Origin of the sequence: Maribacter sp. ACAM166 (genome assembly GCF_005771495.1) — a bacterium.
In the GTDB taxonomy this organism is placed as follows: Bacteria; Bacteroidota; Bacteroidia; order Flavobacteriales; family Flavobacteriaceae; genus Maribacter.
The window spans coordinates 39,548-59,708 of sequence record NZ_VAUW01000001.1 but is presented as its reverse complement, the minus strand read 5'-3'; the positions used below and the strand labels follow the sequence as shown (position 1 = coordinate 59,708).

The 20,161-nt window shown below is 36.8% G+C and carries 18 protein-coding genes; 6 read left to right on the top strand and 12 right to left on the bottom strand.

Annotated features, from left to right (window positions below):
* Positions 1-8 precede the first annotated feature (8 nt).
* The 3 genes from ES765_RS00310 to tyrS all read right to left on the bottom strand — a co-directional run bounded on the left by ES765_RS00310 (position 9) and on the right by tyrS (position 2,357).
* Positions 9-542 (bottom strand): hypothetical protein, encoded by a 534-nt coding sequence (locus tag ES765_RS00310; RefSeq protein ID WP_138110533.1) that lies wholly within the window; start codon positions 540-542, stop codon positions 9-11.
* Positions 543-625: 83 nt separating this feature from the next.
* On the bottom strand, positions 626-1,012 hold the full coding sequence (locus ES765_RS00305) for a hypothetical protein (protein ID WP_138110532.1): 387 nt from the start codon (positions 1,010-1,012) through the stop codon (positions 626-628).
* A gap of 49 nt (positions 1,013-1,061) precedes the next feature.
* A complete protein-coding gene (gene tyrS, locus ES765_RS00300; protein ID WP_138110531.1) occupies positions 1,062-2,357 on the bottom strand; it encodes a tyrosine--tRNA ligase in 1,296 nt (431 codons plus the stop codon).
* A 104-nt stretch (positions 2,358-2,461) separates the two neighbouring features.
* Between tyrS and ES765_RS00295 the strand changes: the two genes are divergently transcribed.
* On the top strand, positions 2,462-3,469 hold the full coding sequence (locus ES765_RS00295; protein WP_138110530.1) for an NAD-dependent epimerase/dehydratase family protein: 1,008 nt from the start codon (positions 2,462-2,464) through the stop codon (positions 3,467-3,469).
* Here ES765_RS00295 and ES765_RS00290 read toward each other — a convergent pair.
* From ES765_RS00290 to ES765_RS00280, 3 genes are read right to left on the bottom strand one after another with little or no spacing between them, the layout of a single operon-like run.
* A complete protein-coding gene (locus ES765_RS00290) occupies positions 3,450-3,887 on the bottom strand; it encodes a DUF4296 domain-containing protein (protein ID WP_138110529.1) in 438 nt (145 codons plus the stop codon). The genes ES765_RS00295 and ES765_RS00290 overlap by 20 nt on opposite strands.
* Positions 3,884-5,221, bottom strand: coding sequence for a dihydroorotase (locus ES765_RS00285; RefSeq protein ID WP_138110528.1), 1,338 nt, complete (start codon positions 5,219-5,221; stop codon positions 3,884-3,886). The genes ES765_RS00290 and ES765_RS00285 overlap by 4 nt, the downstream gene beginning before the upstream one ends.
* Before the next feature lie 2 nt (positions 5,222-5,223).
* Positions 5,224-5,952, bottom strand: a complete 729-nt coding sequence (locus ES765_RS00280) for a polyprenol monophosphomannose synthase (protein ID WP_138110527.1) — start codon at positions 5,950-5,952, stop codon at positions 5,224-5,226.
* Positions 5,953-6,081: 129 nt separating this feature from the next.
* Between ES765_RS00280 and ES765_RS00275 the strand changes: the two genes are divergently transcribed.
* The 3 genes from ES765_RS00275 to ES765_RS00265 are packed head-to-tail and all read left to right on the top strand — an operon-like array spanning position 6,082 to position 9,166.
* Positions 6,082-7,761, top strand: coding sequence for an ArnT family glycosyltransferase (locus ES765_RS00275; RefSeq protein ID WP_249356156.1), 1,680 nt, complete (start codon positions 6,082-6,084; stop codon positions 7,759-7,761).
* Complete coding sequence (locus ES765_RS00270; protein ID WP_138110526.1) at positions 7,761-8,414, top strand: DUF4271 domain-containing protein; 654 nt, start codon at positions 7,761-7,763, stop codon at positions 8,412-8,414. The genes ES765_RS00275 and ES765_RS00270 overlap by 1 nt, the downstream gene beginning before the upstream one ends.
* A gap of 8 nt (positions 8,415-8,422) precedes the next feature.
* Positions 8,423-9,166: a uroporphyrinogen-III synthase gene (locus tag ES765_RS00265; RefSeq protein ID WP_138110525.1), complete on the top strand. Its 744-nt coding sequence runs from the start codon at positions 8,423-8,425 to the stop codon at positions 9,164-9,166.
* A 55-nt stretch (positions 9,167-9,221) separates the two neighbouring features.
* On the opposite strand, the gene pckA is transcribed toward ES765_RS00265, so the two are convergent.
* From pckA to ES765_RS00245, 4 genes are all read right to left on the bottom strand, one after another.
* Positions 9,222-10,838 (bottom strand): phosphoenolpyruvate carboxykinase (ATP), encoded by a 1,617-nt coding sequence (gene pckA / locus ES765_RS00260; protein ID WP_138110524.1) that lies wholly within the window; start codon positions 10,836-10,838, stop codon positions 9,222-9,224.
* A gap of 230 nt (positions 10,839-11,068) precedes the next feature.
* Entirely contained in the window at positions 11,069-12,223 is a 1,155-nt protein-coding gene (locus ES765_RS00255; RefSeq protein WP_138110523.1) for a glycerate kinase, read from the bottom strand.
* Entirely contained in the window at positions 12,220-13,689 is a 1,470-nt protein-coding gene (locus ES765_RS00250) for an SLC13 family permease (RefSeq protein ID WP_138110522.1), read from the bottom strand. The genes ES765_RS00255 and ES765_RS00250 overlap by 4 nt, the downstream gene beginning before the upstream one ends.
* Before the next feature lie 62 nt (positions 13,690-13,751).
* Complete coding sequence (locus ES765_RS00245) at positions 13,752-14,144, bottom strand: DUF423 domain-containing protein (protein WP_138110521.1); 393 nt, start codon at positions 14,142-14,144, stop codon at positions 13,752-13,754.
* Between the two features lie 81 nt (positions 14,145-14,225).
* Here ES765_RS00245 and ES765_RS00240 point away from each other — a divergent pair, with 81 nt between their 5' ends.
* Both ES765_RS00240 and ES765_RS00235 read left to right on the top strand, forming a co-directional pair.
* Complete coding sequence (locus ES765_RS00240) at positions 14,226-15,599, top strand: saccharopine dehydrogenase family protein (protein ID WP_138110520.1); 1,374 nt, start codon at positions 14,226-14,228, stop codon at positions 15,597-15,599.
* Between the two features lie 63 nt (positions 15,600-15,662).
* Positions 15,663-16,133 carry an Lrp/AsnC family transcriptional regulator gene (locus ES765_RS00235; RefSeq protein WP_138110519.1) on the top strand — a complete coding sequence of 157 codons (471 nt, stop codon included), beginning with the start codon at positions 15,663-15,665 and terminating at the stop codon, positions 16,131-16,133.
* 51 nt (positions 16,134-16,184) lie between these two features.
* Here the strand turns inward: ES765_RS00235 and ES765_RS00230 are convergent, their stop codons facing one another.
* Positions 16,185-16,880, bottom strand: coding sequence for a zinc metallopeptidase (locus ES765_RS00230; RefSeq protein ID WP_138110518.1), 696 nt, complete (start codon positions 16,878-16,880; stop codon positions 16,185-16,187).
* Positions 16,881-17,133: 253 nt separating this feature from the next.
* On the bottom strand, positions 17,134-20,148 hold the full coding sequence (locus ES765_RS00225; protein WP_138110517.1) for a leucine--tRNA ligase: 3,015 nt from the start codon (positions 20,146-20,148) through the stop codon (positions 17,134-17,136).
* Between the last annotated feature and the right edge of the window lie 13 nt (positions 20,149-20,161).

Genomic DNA, 20,161 nt, shown 5'->3' with positions numbered 1-20,161 from the left:
TTCGAAGTTTAAAGTCCTAATATCTTAGCATCAACAAAAAAGGTAGAGTTCACCTCCAATTCATGGTCTGTACTAATCAGTTCGTCAGTCACCGTATTTAAGCGAAGAATAAACTCATCTTTTTTAATATATTCTTTCAAATCTATATCGGATGTATTCAACGTAATTTTATTTCCTGAATTTTCGGGCACATCATCCAAAAATGCTATCTTAATTTCTTCTAAATCATCCGCAGAAATATACACTTCTATTGAATTCAAAAAGCTAAAATCAGCGTTGTCTGGCGAAATAATAACCAGTTCTAGCTCTGTTAAGGTTATTTCTTCTATTAGATCTTTTCTTGTATCGTTTACCGAAAATTTAGATTCTGAATTCGTTTCCATCTCGGGGGTAAAAACATCAAAAGGTAAATTTATACCTGTGGATGAAGGAATAGTGGCCTGTTGGCTATATTCAATATCAAATTTGGTGAGCTCGTCTAATTTATCACAACTAACAAATAGTGTAAAGACAGTTAAAATAAAAGCATACTTCTTATACATAATATGGGGGTTTATGCTGTGCTAACGATTAATTCGCTGTATTATTTCAAATAAAAGTCAATGTAATGGTGTGGAAATTAATTCTACCTTTTAAAAACATAGGTTACTTCATCATCGGCTATTTGAGGGTTGTCTTGAAAGGTTAGTGTAAGCCTTGATTCATCAACTTCAAAGCGGTATACCGAATCGTCTGAAAACCCTATACGGTCAACTTGTCCACCATAAAAATATTCGCCGGCTTCTCTGAAAAAAGTATACTCCCCATTCTGTGTAACGGTTACCAAATCTCTTTCCGTATCAAAATTAATCTGGGTGAGGGCAAAATCGGTATCCGGGTCAAATCCGCAATAACATAAAACTTGTGACAACACCCAATCACCCTCTAAAGCAGTATCTACAATGGCAGGTTCATCGTCTTGATTACAAGCAGATAGCAACATAGTCAATACAACTAAAAGTTTAACCTTCATAGCACTACATTTTCTATAAGATGATTCAACACGCCAATGGTTGCTTTGCTTACTTCAATACGAGTACAAAATAATTTTTCTTACCACGTTGCAACAACACAAATTTATCGTTGATCAAATCATCTGCAGTAATCAAAAAGTCTTCCTTTACTTTCTCTTTATTTACCGAAATGGAATTTTGTTTTAATTCTCTTCTAGCTTCGCCATTGGAACCTAAAAAGTTGGTTTTGGCTGCAAGGGCCCCAATCATATCCAAACCATCATTCAGTTCAGATTTTGAAAGTTCCGCTTGTGGCACACCTTCAAAAATCTCTAAAAATGTTTTTTCATTTAATCCCTTCAAATCTGTTGCAGTGGACTTACCAAATAAAATTTCACTTGCACGTACAGCATTATCCAAATCATCTTTTGAGTGCACCATTACGGTAACCTCATCTGCCAACCTTTTCTGCAACAATCTTACATGTGGTGCGTCTTGATGTTGTTTGGTTAATTCTTCTATTTCTTCCTGACCTAAAAATGTAAATATCTTAATATATTTTTCCGCATCTTCATCAGAGGTATTCAACCAATATTGGTAAAATTTATAAGGCGATGTTCGCTCTGCATCTAACCAAATATTACCCCCTTCTGTTTTACCAAATTTGGTACCATCGGCCTTTGTAATTAAGGGACACGTAAGTGCATAGCCTTTACCACCAGCAATTCTTCGAATCAATTCGGTGCCGGTGGTAATGTTCCCCCACTGATCGCTACCGCCCATTTGAAGGCTACAATTATGCGCTCTGTACAAATGTAAAAAGTCATAGCCTTGCACCAGCTGATAGGTGAATTCAGTAAAAGACATTCCTTCCTTTGCTTCTGCAGAAAGACGTTTCTTCACCGAGTCTTTTGACATCATGTAATTAACGGTTATGTGCTTCCCTACGTCCCTAATGAATTCCAAAAAGGAGAAATTCTTCATCCAGTCATAATTATTGACCAAAACTGCCGTATTATCGCCATCAACATTAAAATCTAAAAAACGCGACAATTGCTCCTTTAAGGCATTCTCATTATGCCGTAAGGTCTTCTCATCAAGCAAATTACGCTCAGAAGATTTACCAGATGGATCTCCTATCATACCTGTAGCACCGCCAATAAGTGCATATGGCTTATGACCAGCCAACTGAAAGTGACGAAGCATCATAACCCCTACCAAGTGACCAATATGTAACGAGTCTGCCGTAGGGTCTATACCTACATAAGCAGCCTGCATTCCCTCCATTAAATGTTCCTCTGTTCCTGGCATGGCATCATGTAACATTCCGCGCCATTCTAACTCCTTGACAAAATTTGTTGTCATCGTATTCTGAATTTTATTTGAGTTGCAAATATAAATGGAATTCTTACCAGTACCCAGTAGATCAAAGCAGGAATTTATCCACCTGTATTTCCTAACTTTGAAACATGGTATTAGTTACGGGAGGCACAGGTTTAGTAGGGTCACATTTGTTACTGAAATTAGCCATGGACAATAGTAAAGTTCGTGCGCTCTATAGAACTCCCGAAAAACTAGCGCAAGTTAAAAGAACATTCTCCTACTACACCTCAGATGCTCATTCGCTTTTTAACAAAATAGATTGGGTAAAGGGTGATATTTTAGATATTCCTTCCTTAAAATCGGCATTTCAACAAGTCACTCATGTGTATCATTGCGCCGCTTATATATCTTTTAGTCCTTCGGATTTTAAAAAATTAGAGCGCGTAAATAGAGAAGGTACCGCCAATATTGTAAACATGTGTATTGCGGAAGGTGTTAAAAAAATATGCTATGTGAGTACGATTGGTACAATTGGTAGAACTGTTACCGATGAAGAAGCCGATGAAGAAACAGAATGGAGCAGACAACATACCAACCCATATGCAATAACAAAATATTTAGCAGAAATGGAGGTTTGGCGCGGTGCCCAAGAACAGTTGCAAGTAGTAATCGTGAATCCTGGTGTTATTTTAGGACCTGGGTATTGGGAAAACGGAAGTGGCACTTTTTTTAAAACTGCTCATAAAGGTTATTCGTATTACCCACCTGGTGGTTCTGGGTTTGTTTCTGTTGCTGATGTTATCACTATAATGGTCAACCTTATGGATTCGGATATTAACGGTGAGCGATTTATTACCGTTGCAAAAAACATTTCCTATAAACAAATATTGGATAGAATATCACGTTCAATGGGAAAAAAACCTCCACAAAAGAGATTAAAGCTATGGCAACTTCAATTAGGAAAGTTTGCTGATCAGATAAGACATGTAGTAACAGTAAAACCTAGAACTATAACCAACAACACTATTTATGGACTTATACATCCTACCACATTCGATAGCACTAAAATAAAACGTGCTTTAGAATTTGAATTTGAGCCGTTAGACGCAATAATAGAATTATCTGCTAAGCTATTTATTGCGGAACATTCTTAGACAGCACAGAATCCTTAGCCTTTACATCTATATCCTTTTTTGGAGTATTCTTTACCGCGTTGAGACTATCCTTTGATTTTTTCGCTGCCTCTAATTGTACCCTATCATTTTCTAAACCAGATTCAACCTTCTTATACAACGTTTCATATACCAATGGTAATGAGGCATAATAGCGGTCACTATCTACAAATTGAGCACTATCAATTTCATATTTTTTAAATACAAACCTGGTTGGCTCTATACCATTATCCTTCAACTTCCCAAGGTTGGTTCCTTTTGCTGCATGGACAATGGCCATCTCTTTAAGAATTAAAACCATTTTGTCTTCTGTTATTAATTTTTCTGGCTTTTCTATCAAATGTTCAGCACATGAAAAAAGTAGTAGCATCACTATGATAATTATTATGCTATTTTTCATGGCCTATTATACGTTAATCTTTTGGCATTCCGTGTTTCTGAGAATTTGCCATTACTATACCCTAAATGCCCATTAATTATCGTGTGCACAACTTTCGCAGAAAAAGTAACCTCTTCGAAAGGAGACCATTTACACTTATAGGCTATATTTTCTTTAGTAACAGTCCATGGACTATTTAAGTCCGTTATTACCAAATCGGCGTAATATCCTTCCCGTATATATCCACGTTTTTCAATTTGGAATAAAATTGCCGGATTGTGACACATTTTCTGTACCATTTTTTCCAACTTAATCGTTCCATCCTTAACCTTTTCTAACATCGCAGGAAGTGCATGCTGTACCAACGGGCCACCAGAAGGTGCCTTGGTATAGATGTTATCCTTTTCTTCTAATAAATGCGGAGCATGGTCGGTAGCAATCACATCGATTCTATCATCCAATAACGCTTTCCATAATAAATCTCGATCATTGGCTGTTTTAACTGCAGGATTCCATTTAATCAATGTTCCCTTTTCGGCATAGTCGGCATCAGAAAACCAAAGGTGATGAATACACACTTCAGCCGTTATTTTCTTTTCTTGTAACGGAATGTCGTTTCGAAACAAATCCGTTTCCTTACCTGTAGACACATGGAATACATGTAACCGAGCACCCGTTTTCTCAGCTAAAGTAATCGCTCTTGAAGATGACAAATAACAAGCCTCTTCACTTCGAATAATGGGATGATATTTTAATGGAATATCCTCTCCAAATTCAGCTTTATAGGCAACCAAATTTTTACGAACCGTAGTTTCATCTTCACAATGGGCAGATATAACCATTTCTGTATTTCTGAATATACTCTCTATGACCTTTTCATCATCAACCAACATATTACCTGTAGATGATCCTAAAAATAATTTGATACCAGAACAGGCATTTTTATCCAATCGTTTTAGCTCCTCGAGATTATCATTAGTACCACCAAAAAGAAAAGAATAATTTGCAAACGATGAACGTGCACCGACACTAAATTTTTCCTCTAGTTTCTCTATCGTTGTTGTTTGCGGTGTTGTATTGGGCTGCTCCATATAGGTGGTTATGCCACCGGCAAGCGCTGCCCTACTCTCTGTCGCTATAGTTCCTTTATGCGTTAGACCTGGTTCTCTAAAATGCACTTGGTCATCTATTATACCCGGTAATATATGCATGCCTTTTACATCTATAACCAATGCATCGGCATCAGTGATATCTTTGGCTATTTTCACAATTAAGTCATCTACGATAAGAATATCATTCTCTTGAATGACTCCCTCATTGACCATTGTGCCGTTTTTTAATAGAATTTTACCCATATTTAAAATTTATTTTTTAGAAATAGGCTTCTCATTTTCATCACCAATACGCCCCAAATTGCTTCACTAATGATAGAGGAACTCATTTTTGATTTCCCTAGTACACGGTCTCTAAAAATAATGGATACTTCCTCAATCTTGAATTTTTTCAAATAGGCCCTAAACTTCATTTCTATTTGAAATGCATACCCTACAAAACGAACAGAATCCAAATCAATAGCTTCCAAAACTTCCCTTTTGTAGCATACAAATCCAGCTGTTGGATCATGCACTCGCATACCGGTTATAATCTTTACATAGAAAGAAGCACCGTAAGAAAGTAATACTCTGTACAATGGCCAGTCAACTACATTCACCCCTTTTTTATACCGCGAACCTACCACTACATCTGCCCCATTGATACAGGCTCTTTGCAACCTAATCAAATCTGAAGGGGTATGCGAAAAATCGGCATCCATTTCAAAAATATAATCATAAGCTCTATGAATCGCCCATTTGAAACCATGTATATATGCTGTACCCAAACCAGATTTTTCAGTCCTGGTTTCTAAAAAAAGTACCTCTTTAAATTCTTCTTGAAGACCTCTTACGCAATCGCCCGTTTTATCGGGTGAATTATCATCTACAATAAGCACATGAAAATCTTTTTGCAAATCAAATACTGCCCTTATTATGGCCTCAATATTTTCAATCTCATTATAGGTGGGTATGATTACAAGACTACTTGCCATATGTTATTAGAAGGTATTTATACAAAAGTAAGGTTTTAATAATCGTCTTAAAACGAGCGACAATACCTTTATGATATTTTTAAACTAGGTACATAACCTTAAATTTGTAATTTTGCTTACAAGTATCCTATGCGAATGTTGACTAAAATTCCCAAGCAGTTCTACTTTTTTCTTGCTGCAATTTTTATTCTTAACCTTATTCAATCCAATTTTACGCAGCTCATATTTGATGAGGCCTATTATTGGTACTACAGCCAGCAAATGGCTTGGGGCTATTTTGACCACCCACCTATGGTGGCATTAATGGTCAAAATAAGTAGCTATTTTTTTGATGGCGAACTCGGCGTGCGCTTTATTAGCTGCTTGCTTTCTACGATTAATATTTTGCTGCTATGGTTAATGATAGACAGTTCAAAAAAGAATGACTACATCACCCATTTTTTTGTATTAGTTTTTTCCATGACATTACTAAATGCCTATGGCTTCTTCACATTACCAGACACTCCATTGCTCTTTTTTACAAGTTGTTTCCTATTAACCTATAAGCACTTTATAAAAAATCAATCCCTTAGTCTAGCGTTTTTACTAGGTATATGTATGGCCGCGTTAATGTATAGTAAGTACCATGCCGTTTTAGTTATATTCTTTGTTTTGCTGTCTAATCTTAAATTGGTTCGCAATAAACATGCATGGTTTGCCGTACTAGTTGCTCTATGCTGTTACGCTCCACATTTTTATTGGCTCTATGATAATGATTTCGTTTCCATTAAATACCATCTATACGAAAGACCCAATGGCGCGTATAGCTTTGAAAAATACACCCTAGGTTTTTTCGTGAATTTAGTAGCCATATTTGGCCTTACTTTTCCTTTTATCTATAAAGCACTCTTAAAAACCAAAGGCAGCGATTTGTTTAACAAGGCTCTCATTTACCTCACTTATGGAGTAATCGCCTTCTTTTTCATTTCTAGTTTTAATAGAAGGGTACAAACCCAATGGATTATCCTTATTTGCATTCCCTTGGTGGTCATTGCATTTAATTATATGCTCAGCAACAAACAAGCATTAACCTGGATCTTTCGCTTAGGCCTTATCAATACCGTATTGATTATTTATTTAAGAATGGGCCTTGCGTACCAACCCCTTTTATTCGACTTTTATTACGAAAGCCATGGTAATAAAGAATGGGCCCAAGCTATAAAGGATGAGGTAGGTGACCTTCCTGTTGTATTTGAAAATTCATATAGAAATGCCCCTATGTATTCCTTCTACACGAATGGAACGCCTACTTTTTCATTGAATAATTTTATGTATCGTAAAAATCAGTATTCAATTGATGATTCTGAAGAAAAGGTACGAGGTAAGGATATAGCCTATATCTCAAAATACATTAATGATAATTCATTCTCATATGAAAGAGCCGATGGTGGACTTTACAAAGGCAAATACATCTCAAGTTTTGAATCTTTCCGTAAAGTGGAATGTATACTAGATGATCAAGAAGTTTCTTTAAATTCTGATAAAAATTTAGATTTAAAAATTTTCAATCCGTATAAAAAGCCTATCGATTTGAATAAATTGAAATTTGCGGTTACCTATATGGATGGTTATAAAATACCTCAGCAAACTATAGGAATAGTGCTAGAAGCGTTTGAACCAAACACATTGACCTTACAATCACAAGACACAACAAATTTTATATTTCGGTTACCAAAGACAAAAAAAGAAAACATTGGTTACTTTAGGCTCGTCATTTCTGAGAACAATCTGTTATACGGATTAAACGGGAAACCTATACCAGTTAATTAATGGAACCTATCACCAGAACATTTGCACAAACGGATTGGATTACATTAACATTAGTGTTTAGTCTTCTATTTCCGTTAATCGCAAAAAGTTTTTATTATTCCCGCTTTTTTAGCTTTATAATTCTTCCTTTTAATGACAAGTACGTTACCATGTACAGAAAGAAGGAAAAATTATTCAATGGGTTCCATATCCTATGGAGTATTTTTCAAATAATAAATACTAGCTTATTTATATTTTTTATTTGGCGTCGTGATTTACTGCCATCGGAAATAAAAAACCCTTTCATTTTCCCCACACTTCTCGCCGGAGTTTTCTTTTTCCTTTCTATCAAAACTATAGTACAACTAGTCAATGCATTTGTCTTTAATTCCTATAAAACGTTGAGTGATTTGATTTTCAGAAAATTGACATACCTAAATTATTCTGGAATTGTTTTATTCATAGGCAATGTACTTTTGACCTATGTTTACATTGATTCAAAAACCGTTATTCTAATTGCACTAATTTTCTTCTTGGCCATAAATATAATAGGCTGGGTGACAGTGCTCAGGAATTACCGAAATTTTATAAGCTCTTATTTTTTCTATTTTATTTTGTACCTTTGCGCTCTCGAAATTTCACCATTAGTTATAATGGGAAGCTTTCTTAAATAGTGCAGCGTATGAAAGTAAAAACAATTCTGGTCTCTCAACCAGAGCCAAAAATGGACAATTCCCCCTATTCCAAACTTATTGATAAAGAGAAAGTAAAGGTTGATTTTAGACCTTTCATTCATGTAGAAGCGGTTGATGCAAAAAATGTGCGTCAGCAGAAGATAGATTTGAATGATTTTACTGCAATTATTTTAACTAGTAGAAATGCAGTGGATCATTTTTTTAGAATCGCAGAAGAAATGCGCTTCAAAGTTCCAGATTCAATGAAATACTTTTGTCAATCTGAAGCCGTTGCCTATTACTTACAAAAATACGTTGTCTATAGAAAACGCAAAATTTATGTAGGCAAAAGGTTATTTACGGATTTAGTCCCGTTGATTAAAAAATATAAGGACGAAAAATTCCTACTTCCTTCATCTGATGCTCTTAAATCAGATGTACCCGAAACTTTAGAATCTTTGGGTATTAATTGGAAAAGGGCTATTTTTTATAAAACTGTAATCAGCGACCTTTCCGATTTGAGAGATGTTTCTTATGATATACTAGTTTTCTTTAGTCCGTCTGGGATTGAATCTCTTTTTCAGAATTTTCCAGATTTTGAACAAAACGAAACCAGAATTGCCGTTTTCGGTAATTCTACGGTAGATGCTGCGAATGGTGCAGGCCTAAGAATTGATATTAAAGCGCCTACTCCAGAAACACCATCAATGACTATGGCGCTTCAAAAATATATTACAAGTGTGAACAAATAACACACTCATAAAATACCATAAAAAAAGCCTTGCAATGCAAGGCTTTTTTTATGACTTAAAACGCGTACCGTTGTGGTCCGCCCCTTCGTATTTCTTCACTAGCATAACTTTCATACTTTTTAAAGTTTTCCCTAAAGGCATTTGTTAATTTAAAAGCTGTGGTGTAATATTTGTCATCATTGTTCCAAGTTGACCTCGGACTCAAAACAGAGGAAGGTACACCAGGGCATTCCCTAGGTTGTGCTACTCCGAAAACAGAATGAATATGGTACTTATCATATGAATACAAGCCTAAATCCCCGTTAAGAGCAGCAGTTATCATCGCTCTTGTATACTTTAACTTCATTCGCGTTCCTATACCATATGGTCCACCTGTCCAACCCGTGTTTACTAACCAAACATCTACACCAGACTCCTTCATCTTCTTACTCAGCATTTCAGCATATTTGGTTGGATGTAAAGGCATAAACGGCGCACCAAAACAAGCTGAAAAAGAAGGTTGTGGCTCTACTACGCCAGTTTCTGTACCAGCAACCTTGGCTGTATAACCCGATATAAAATGATATGCAGCTTGGCTAGGGGTAAGTTTTGATATCGGAGGCAACACTCCGAAGGCATCCGCTGTTAAGAAGAAAATATTCTTGACATTTTTACCAATTGATGGTTGCTGTATATTATCGATATGATGAATAGGATAACTAACCCTTGTATTCTGGGTTATCGAAGTATCGGCAAAATCTACATTACTTTGATTATCCAACACCACATTTTCTAAAATAGCACCTGGCTTTATAGCTCCAAAAATTTCTGGCTCTTGCTCTTCAGATAGATTGATTACCTTGGCATAGCAACCACCTTCAAAATTGAATACCGTATTTCTACTCGTCCACCCATGTTCATCATCTCCAATCAATTTTCTGTTAGGGTCTGTAGACAAGGTAGTTTTACCTGTACCCGACAGTCCAAAAAAGATTGCAGTATCTCCATCTTCACCTACATTAGCTGAACAATGCATTGGTAAGGTTTCTTTATAAACTGGTAAAATAAAGTTCAAAACAGAGAAAATTCCTTTCTTGATTTCACCTGTATACCCAGTTCCACCAATAAGGGCAATTTTATCAACAAAGTTTAGAATTGCAAAATTGTGTTGTCTTGTTCCGTCCTTATCTGCATCGGCCATAAATCCAGGAGCATTAATAACAGTCCACTCTGGAGTAAAACCCTCTAGCTCAGCCTCAGTAGGTCGTAAAAACATATTATAAGCAAACATGTTAGACCATGGATATTCGTTTATCACCCTAATATTTAATTGATATTCTGGATCAGCACAAGCATAACTATCCCTAACGAAAAGTTCCTTCCCGTTGAGGTAGTCAATTACCTTTGTATATAATGAATCGAATTTTTCTTTTTCAAAAGGAATATTAGTAGTCCCCCACCATACTTTATCTTTCGTTATATCATCTTTAACGATAAACCGATCCATGGGTGATCTACCTGTAAATTCACCCGTGTTAACAGCAAGTGTACCATTACTTGTTTCAACTCCCATATCCATTTCTAGTGTGGCCTTCTGAAGTTGTTCAGGCTCTTCCTGATAATGAAAATTAGCGTGTGTTATCCCGTATTGTTTTAGAGATATGGTGTTCGCATTCGTTGCTGAGCTTTTCATGCTTTAGAAAATTTGTTTCTGTAAAACTAAAAAAATATACCACGAACCCTTTGTGTTCAGAGTTTATTTAGCCCTTATACCCGTCGAAATACGAATTCAACTAAAGAAATGCGAAATATGGAAAATATTCGTAGCTAGTTTATTTGTTTTATTGAATTATATCAATAAATACCTTGTTTGGAATACATTATTATTGATTTTGACTTAAAATTTTAAGAAATAAATAAAATTTAATGATGTTTAATATGTATATCTTTCTGCCTTAGACGGAAGTATTCAGTGGTTTTTTTGACCAATAATTGTCCAGCATTTTGCATATTATAGTCAAGACTTTTCATTGGGTTTTGTATCTCAAAAACATCGAAAACACCTCTTTCTATCAATTCATTTTTAGAAATGTCTAGCTTTCCACAAATAGCAATTACTCGTATATTATACTTCTTACCTAATTTAAGCAAACCCTGTATCAGTTTACCATTTAATGTCTGCTCATCAATTTTACCTTCACCAGTAATTAAATAGTCAAAATTTCCTTTGGTTAAAAGTTTCTCAACACCCGAAAGTTCCAAAATAAAATCTATCCCACTGGTGTAATTTGCACCAAGAAAACTTTTGAGCCCGTAAGCAACACCACCCGCAGCACCAGAACCTGGTAATTGAGCATATTGAACAGTATACTTTTCAGAGACTACTTTATTTAAATTTTCCAGACCCAGATTTAATTCTTTAATCATAGCCTTTGTAGCGCCCTTTTGTGCTGCGTATACATATGCCGCCCCATACATACCAAACAAGGGGTTAGTAACATCATTAACGGCATAAAAATTTACCTTTTTCAAGTTAACAGCAACCCCTGTGTCATCAACGGTTTTTATGTGGTTCAAGCTTGCTCCAGTTGGGGGTAATTTTTTACCCTCATTATCCAAAAATGAATAGCCCAAGGCTTGAGCTATGCCAATTCCACCATCATTGGTAGCACTACCACCCAACCCTATAAAAATGTTTTTTATGCCTTTTTTAACGGCATCCATAATTTGCAGACCAGTACCGAACGTACTAGTGTTCATAGGGTTTCGTTCTGTTACGGTAAGCAACTCCATTCCAGAAGCATTGGCTAATTCTATATATGCCGAATTGGTCTTGTTATTATATAAATAATATGATTGAATAGGTTTACCCAAGGGGTTTTTACTAATAAGCTGCACCGAAACACAAGCCCTATAATTGGCTACAGCATCCATAAAACCCTCGCCTCCATCAGAAGCCCTAATGTAGCGAGAGGTACACTTTATCCCTGCTTTTTCTACCCCGGCCATAAAAGCCTTTGAAACTTCCTCACTTGTTAAGGAGCCTTTAAATTTATCCGGAATTAGCAGTAGTTTCATTTCTTGAGATTTTGCGGGAATCCATCAATAGTAATATCCCATAATTCTGGCAGCACAAAATAGACGAAAAAGGTTAATATAATTATAGATATTACGTTCATAAAGAAGCCCTTCCTCACCATATCAGGAATTCTCAAATAACCAGACCCAAAGACCACCGCGTTCGGCGGCGTAGCTACCGGCAACATAAAAGCACAGGATGCAGCTACGGCAGCACCCACCATTAATACAAATGGATGTACATCTATCGTTAACGCCATGGGTGCCAATACTGGCAGCAACATCGCGGTGGTTGCAAGATTTGAAGTTATCTCAGTCAAGAAGTTAACTGCGGTAATCAAAACTAAAACTAACAGCAAAATTGGCAGACCTTCTAGAGAATTCATCTGGCTACCGATGTAAACAGCTAAACCACTTACTTCAAATCCTTTAGCCAAAGCCATACCGCCACCGAACAATAAAATAATACCCCACGGCATTTTTACGGCCTCTTCCCAATTAATTAGTTGCTCTCCCTTTTTCTTTGAAGGAATCAAAAATAATAGGATAGCAAAAAATATAGCAATTATTGTATCATCTAGGCCAGGTAAAATCTTTTGTAACAGAAACGATCGGGTAATCCAACAAAAAGCGGTCAAGGCGAAGACAAATGAGACTATTTTCTCTTCATAACTAATCTTACCTAGTTTTGTTAATAATCGTTTTATCTCCTCCTTTCCTCCTGGAAAGGATTTTTGCTTAAACGTAAATGCATATTTAGTTAAATATTTCCAAGAGATAAAAATTAGAATAATGGAAATCGGGAGTCCAAAAGCGAACCATTGCATGAATGTTATTTCATAACCATAGGTGTCAAAAACCACCCCTGCCAACACCAAGTTTGGTGGTGTACCAATTAAGGTAGCCAATCCGCCAATAGATGCACTATATGCAATTGCCAACATTAAGGCCTTACCAAAAGTCTGATTTTCATCTTCTATGGTATCAGGATTATCATGCAACTGTTTAATAATCGCCAAACCGATAGGAAGCATCATTACAGAAGTTGCGGTATTCGATATCCACATCGATAAAAAAGCGGTCGCAATCATAAATCCGAGGATGATTTTCCGCACATCAGAGCCTATCAAATTGATGATGTTCAGTGCGATTCTACGGTGTAGATTCCATTTTTCAATGGCTATGGCAATAATAAAACCACCCATATATAAAAACACATACTTATGCCCAAATGACGCAGAGGTGGATGATAAATCCAATCCGCCAGAAAGTGGAAATAATACCAGTGGCAGTAAAGCCGTAACCGCAATCGGTATTGCTTCGGTTATCCACCAAATCGCTATCCATATTGTTGATGCAAGTACCGCATTGGCTTCTTTAGAAAGACCTTCAGGGTGTAAAAATAACAGAATCAACATAAAGGAAACAGGCCCTAAAACAAGTCCCAGCAATTTTGTTTTACTCATATAAATATCATTGTAGGTTGAAAATACAGATTTATAATTGGTAACATACCTTCAGACCTCTTCTATTTCAAAATTTTTGACTTCAAAATTCCAAATCCCAAAAGTGCCCAAGCGGCTATTAAAAATAATCCACCAATTGGCGTAATAATTCCAAAAATCTTAAAATCAAAGTGTACAAGGTCATTCAGTGCTAAAATATAGATGGAAAAAGAGAATAGGATAACACCAATTACTGTACAGATGTAGATTGGTTTTCTCGATTTGATGTAGTTATCGGGCATCAACCCAAGAATAAATAGGAAAAATGCATGAAACATTTGATACCGAACTCCTGTTTCAAAGGTCGTCACAGCATCGGCATCGACCAAATTTTTCAACCCGTGCGCACCAAAAGCACCAAACACTACTGCAAGCATTCCAAACACGCATGCCGTGATAAAAACTGTTTTTTTCATAACTTTTTCTATAACTTTCTTTATAAATGTAACAATTTGATACCTTAGTATTTCATTACCAATCAAAAATACTCAAATCGTATGATGCGAAAAATTCTTGTTATAGGAGCAGGCAAGTCCACTTCTTATTTATTAGATTATCTTTTAGGAAAAGCTGAAGTTGAAAAGTTAGAAATAACCATTGGCGACATCAATCCGCAGGCTATACCTGAACAGATAGCGAGCCATAAGCACTGTTCTGTAATCGCCCTTGATATTTTTAACGACGCCGAAAGAAAAAAAGCTATTGCTAATTCTGATGTCGTTATCTCAATGCTTCCGGCACGATTTCACATCAAGGTAGCTGAAGATTGTGTTGTGCTCAAAAAGCACCTCGTAACCGCATCGTACGTAAGCCCAGAGTTACTTGCCCTTGACAAAAAAGTTAAGGAAAACGGGTTGGTTTTCATGAATGAAATTGGCCTTGATCCCGGTGTCGACCACATGAGTGCCATGCAGGTAATCGATCGTATTCGCGATAAAGGCGGCAAAGTTATTTTATTTGAATCATTTTGCGGTGGATTGGTGGCTCCGGAAAATGACAATAACCTTTGGAATTATAAATTTACCTGGAACCCAAGAAATGTTGTTCTTGCCGGGCAAGGAGGCACCGCTCAGTTTTTACAAGAAGGCACTTACAAATATATACCCTATCACCGACTTTTTAGACGTACCGAATTTTTTAAGATTGAAGGTTATGGCCGATTTGAAGGCTATGCTAATCGTGATTCTTTAGGGTATAGGGAAGCCTATGGCCTGCAAGATGCCTTAACTATATATAGAGGAACGATGCGCCGTGTTGGTTTCTCAAAGGCATGGAATATGTTTATTCAATTAGGGGTGACCGATGACACCTATACGATTGAGAATTCTGAAAAGATGAGTTATAGGGAGTTTATAAATCTATATTTACCCTATTCTCCGACAGATTCAGTGGAATTGAAGCTTAGGCACAATTTAAAATTAGACCAAGATGATATCCGCTGGGACAAATTGCTAGAACTTAACATTTTTGATGATACCAAATATATAAACATCCCAAATGCTACTCCGGCTCAAGCGCTGCAGAGAATACTTGAAGATAGCTGGACCCTTAAAGCAGACGAAAAGGACATGATTGTCATGTACCATAAGTTTGGTTATGAATTGAACGGAGAAAAGAAACAAATAGATTCTAAATTGGTGGTTACTGGCGAAAACCAGACCTATACAGCGATGTCCAAAACAGTAGGATTACCTGTGGCAATGGCAGCTTTAAAAATTCTAAATGGGAAAATCACCACTCCTGGTGTTCAAATTCCTATTTTGAAAGAGGTTTACGAACCCATTCTTGAAGAACTGAAATCATACGGTATCAATTTTAAAGAATACGAGGTTCCTTATTTAGGTTACAACCAACATTCTGTAATTAGTTAACCCCATTTTTAAATCAAATTGAAACCAAATAGGTATTTTTATATTTAATCTGATATGATAAATATGAAAATACCTACTGCCTTGGCAAAGATTGATGGAATCGATAAGAAGATTTTACGGTTCTTAATGAACGATGCTAGAAAACCAGTTCTAGAAATTGCTCGAAGTATAGGTATATCTGGGGCTGCAATACACCAACGATTAAGAAAACTGGAAGCTTCGGGAGTATTAGCAGGTTCTAAATTCGTTATTAACCCGAAATCATTAGGATATACCACCATGGCCTATATTGGCATATATCTTGACAAGGCCATGAGCAATCCTGTGGCGGTAAAACAACTGGAAAAAATACCTGAAATCTTAGAATGCCATTATACCACCGGTAATTGGTCTATCCTTATAAAAGTATTATGCAAGGACAATGAACACCTAATGCAGGTTTTGAATAAAGAAATTCAACAGATTGAAGGAGTTTCTCGAACAGAAACATTCATATCTCTTGCTCAGCAAATTGATAGACAAATCAGTATATAAAAAAACCTCCCTGAAATAGGAAGGTTTTACATCGTTAATGGTTATGAACTTTTAATCTCTTCCACCAAATACTTGAAGCCCCCAGTATACCAATGTAGCCAATGAACCAATTGCCGCAACCAAATAAGTCCGTGCAGCCCATTTTAATGCATCTTCTGAACCTGCATATTCTTTTGGCGTAACTATGTTTTTATTCTTTAACCATGCCAATGCACGGTTACTTGCATCATATTCTACAGGTAAGGTTACGAAACTGAATAACGTAGCCATGCCCATCATTACTAGACCAGCTACAGCGACCCAATACCCTAAACCTATACCAGCTGCTCCACCTAAGACCAAGCCTCCAAAAACTACCCACATAGACATACCAGAAGTTACACTAACTACAGGCACCAATTGTGAACGCAACCCCAACCATTCATACGCTTGGGCATGCTGTACTGCATGGCCACACTCATGCGCAGCAACAGCAGCTGATGAAGCATTTCTTTGGTTATATACGCTTTCACTTAAATTTACCGTTTTGTCCTTCGGGTTGTAATGATCCGTAAGCTTCCCTGGCGTAGAAACAACTTTTACATCACGTATACCGTGATCTGCTAACATTTTTTCAGCAATTTCAGCTCCGCTCATTCCATTTTCCAAATGCACATTGGAATAAAACTTAAACTTACTTTTTAACTTTCTACTTACCAACCAGCTGACCAAAGCGATAGCTCCAATCAATATATAATATCCTATCATACCATTTCAATTTTTAAATCGATTAAATATACTAAAGATTCGCTCTTACTAGAAAATCTATTTTCATTAAAGCAAAAACCCCGCCAAATTCCTTTCGAACCTTGCGGGGTATGCCTTACTGACAAAATGTACGTTTCGTCAATTACTTCGTCATGCTTCCTCATTAAGACGGCATTGCGAGTGTGCATAGCAATCTGTAAAACTCGTGTACCGAACCTGCAGATTACTTCGTCGTGCCGTCTAGTGAAGACGGCTAGCCTACGATGTTTACAATTTTACCAGGCACTACGATTACCTTTTTAGGCGTTCTACCCTGCAATTGTTGTTGGGTCTTTTCATTTGCCATGACAACGGCTTCGATTTCATCTTTGGACAAATCCAACGAAATCTCTATGGTGAACTTCATTTTACCATTAAAGGAAATAGGATATTCCTTACTACTTTCCACCAAATACTTGCCTTCAAATTTCGGAAAAGCTACCCTAGAAATAGATTCTGAATGACCTAGCTTACTCCAAAGTTCTTCGGCGATATGCGGAGCGTATGGCGAAACCAAAATAGCCAAGGGCTCCAAAATCTGTCTGCTTATACATTTCTGTGTAGCAAGTTCATTAACACAAATCATAAATGTAGATACTGATGTGTTGAAACTGAAATTCTCAATATCCTCCTCAACTTTCTTAATTGTTTTATGCAGGGTTTTCCAAGATTCTGTAGAAGGCTCTTCTTCATTAACCATAAAGGAAGCATTTTCAGCTGTATGATACTGTCTCCATAATTTCTTTAAGAATGAATGTGTTCCTGTAATACCAGCCGTGTTCCATGGTTTAGATTGCTCCAAAGGCCCTAAAAACATTTCATACAAGCGTAAACTGTCCGCACCATATTCTTTTACAATATCATCTGGATTAACGACATTGTATTTCGACTTGGACATTTTTTCGACTTCGCGATAAACCTTTACCAAAGATTCTTGAGTCATATTTTCATTGGAAATAATAATTTCTCCATCAAAGAAGTGAGCACTTCCAATCTCTTTTAATCTTGGGTCATCCTTTAAATCTAATATTTTAAATTCATTTCGAATATTGACGTAATCAGCATTAATCTGGGTCGATTTAAATGCTTTAAAATATTTACTATACTCTTCTAAATCAAGATTAAAATCCTGATGTTGTTCTAATCTCTCATTCACAAATTCAGAAAGAAGTTTTGGTAATTTTTCAAGTAAACCCTCCTTTAATTCCAGACTATCATAAAACTGTTTACTAATTATAATCTGACAATAACCACTAACATCATCATTACTCGTTCTTAACCTTCCCTCTATTATATTTACAAAAGCACTTTCACCAGTAATCATCCCTTGATTAATCAGCTTTTTAGCAAACTCCTCTTTAGGCACCAAGCCTTTATCAAACATAAATTTTTGCCAGAAACGAGCATACAACAAATGCCCTGTGGCATGCTCGCTACCGCCAATATATAAATCTACATCTTGCCAATAGTTAATGGCTTTTTGTGAAAACAGCTCTTCGCTATTTTGCGGATCCATATAGCGATTAAAGTACTGGGAACTTCCTGCCCAACCTGGCATCGTATTTAACTCTAACGGCCACACTGTGGCATTATTTATCGCACTGTTGTGTACAATTTTATTAGCAACTGTATCCCATGCCCAAACCTCAGCATTTCCCAATGGTGGCTCTCCGGTTTCAGTCGGCAAATACTTTTCAACTTCAGGAAGTTTTATAGGTAAATGCTCCGCTTCTATCATTTGAGGCATTCCATCCACATAATATACCGGGAACGGTTCACCCCAATACCGCTGACGACTAAATACGGCATCGCGTAAACGGTAATTGATTTTCCCTTTTCCTTGGTTTAATTTTTCCAATTCAAAAATGGCTCGTTTTACTGCTTTCTTATAGGGTAAACCATTTAGAAAATCTGAGTTCGTTATAACCGTTTTGTCCTTATCGGCATAAGCTTCTTCAGAAATATCAACTCCTTCAAAAATATTAGGAATAACAATATTAAAATGCTTTGCAAAATCATAATCGCGCTGATCCCCACATGGAACGGACATCACTGCACCTGTGCCGTAGCCGGCCAACACATAATCCCCAACCCAAATGGGAACTGGTTCTTTCGTAAACGGATGCACTGCATAAGCACCTGTAAAAGCCCCTGTTATCGTTTTCACATCTGCCATACGATCACGCTCAGAACGTTTTGCAGTAGCTTCAATATAGGCTTCAATTTCTGCCTTTTGACCAGCCGTTGTGATTTTAGAAACCAATTCATGCTCTGGTGCCAAGGTCATGAAAGAAACTCCGAAAATAGTATCGGGGCGAGTGGTAAAAACGTCGATAACGGCATCATGCCCATGTACATTAAATACTGCAGAAGCACCTTCACTTCTGCCGATCCAATTAGTCTGTGAATCTTTTAAGGGTTGTGGCCAGTCAATTGTATTCAAACCATCTAACAAACGCTGCGCATAAGCAGATATACGCATGCTCCATTGGGTCATTTTTTTACGAACAACAGGGTGACCACCACGCTCTGAAACTCCGTTGACTATTTCATCATTTGCCAAAACCGTACCCAATGCAGCGCACCAGTTTACTTCGGTATCTGCCAAATACGTCAATCTATATTGTAATAAAATTTCTTGTTTCTTAACCTCTGAAAAAGCGTTCCACTCATCCGCAGAAAAAGATTCAATATCATCATCACATACAGCGTTTACATTTGTATTTCCATCCGTATTAAAAATAGCAGTTAACGTTTTAATATCTTCCGCTTTATCAACATCGGTATTATACCAAGAATTAAAAATTTGGATAAAAATCCATTGGGTCCATTTGTAATATTCGGGACTAGAAGTACGTACCTCTCTACTCCAATCGAACGAAAACCCTAATTGATCTAGTTGTCTTCTGTAGGTCTTAATATTCGCCGCCGTAGTAACTGAGGGATGCTGTCCGGTCTGTATCGCATATTGTTCGGCTGGTAGTCCGAATGAATCATACCCTTGCGGATGCAACACATTAAACCCTTTATGTCTTTTATACCGCGCATAAATATCACTTGCAATATATCCTAACGGATGCCCAACATGCAGCCCTGCCCCAGAAGGGTAAGGAAACATATCCAATACATAAAACTTCTCTTTATCAGAGTCATTTTCTGCCTTGAACGTTTGATGTTCTGCCCAATATTTTTGCCATTTGGCCTCAATTTCGTTGAAATTGTATTGCATGATAGTTGCTTCT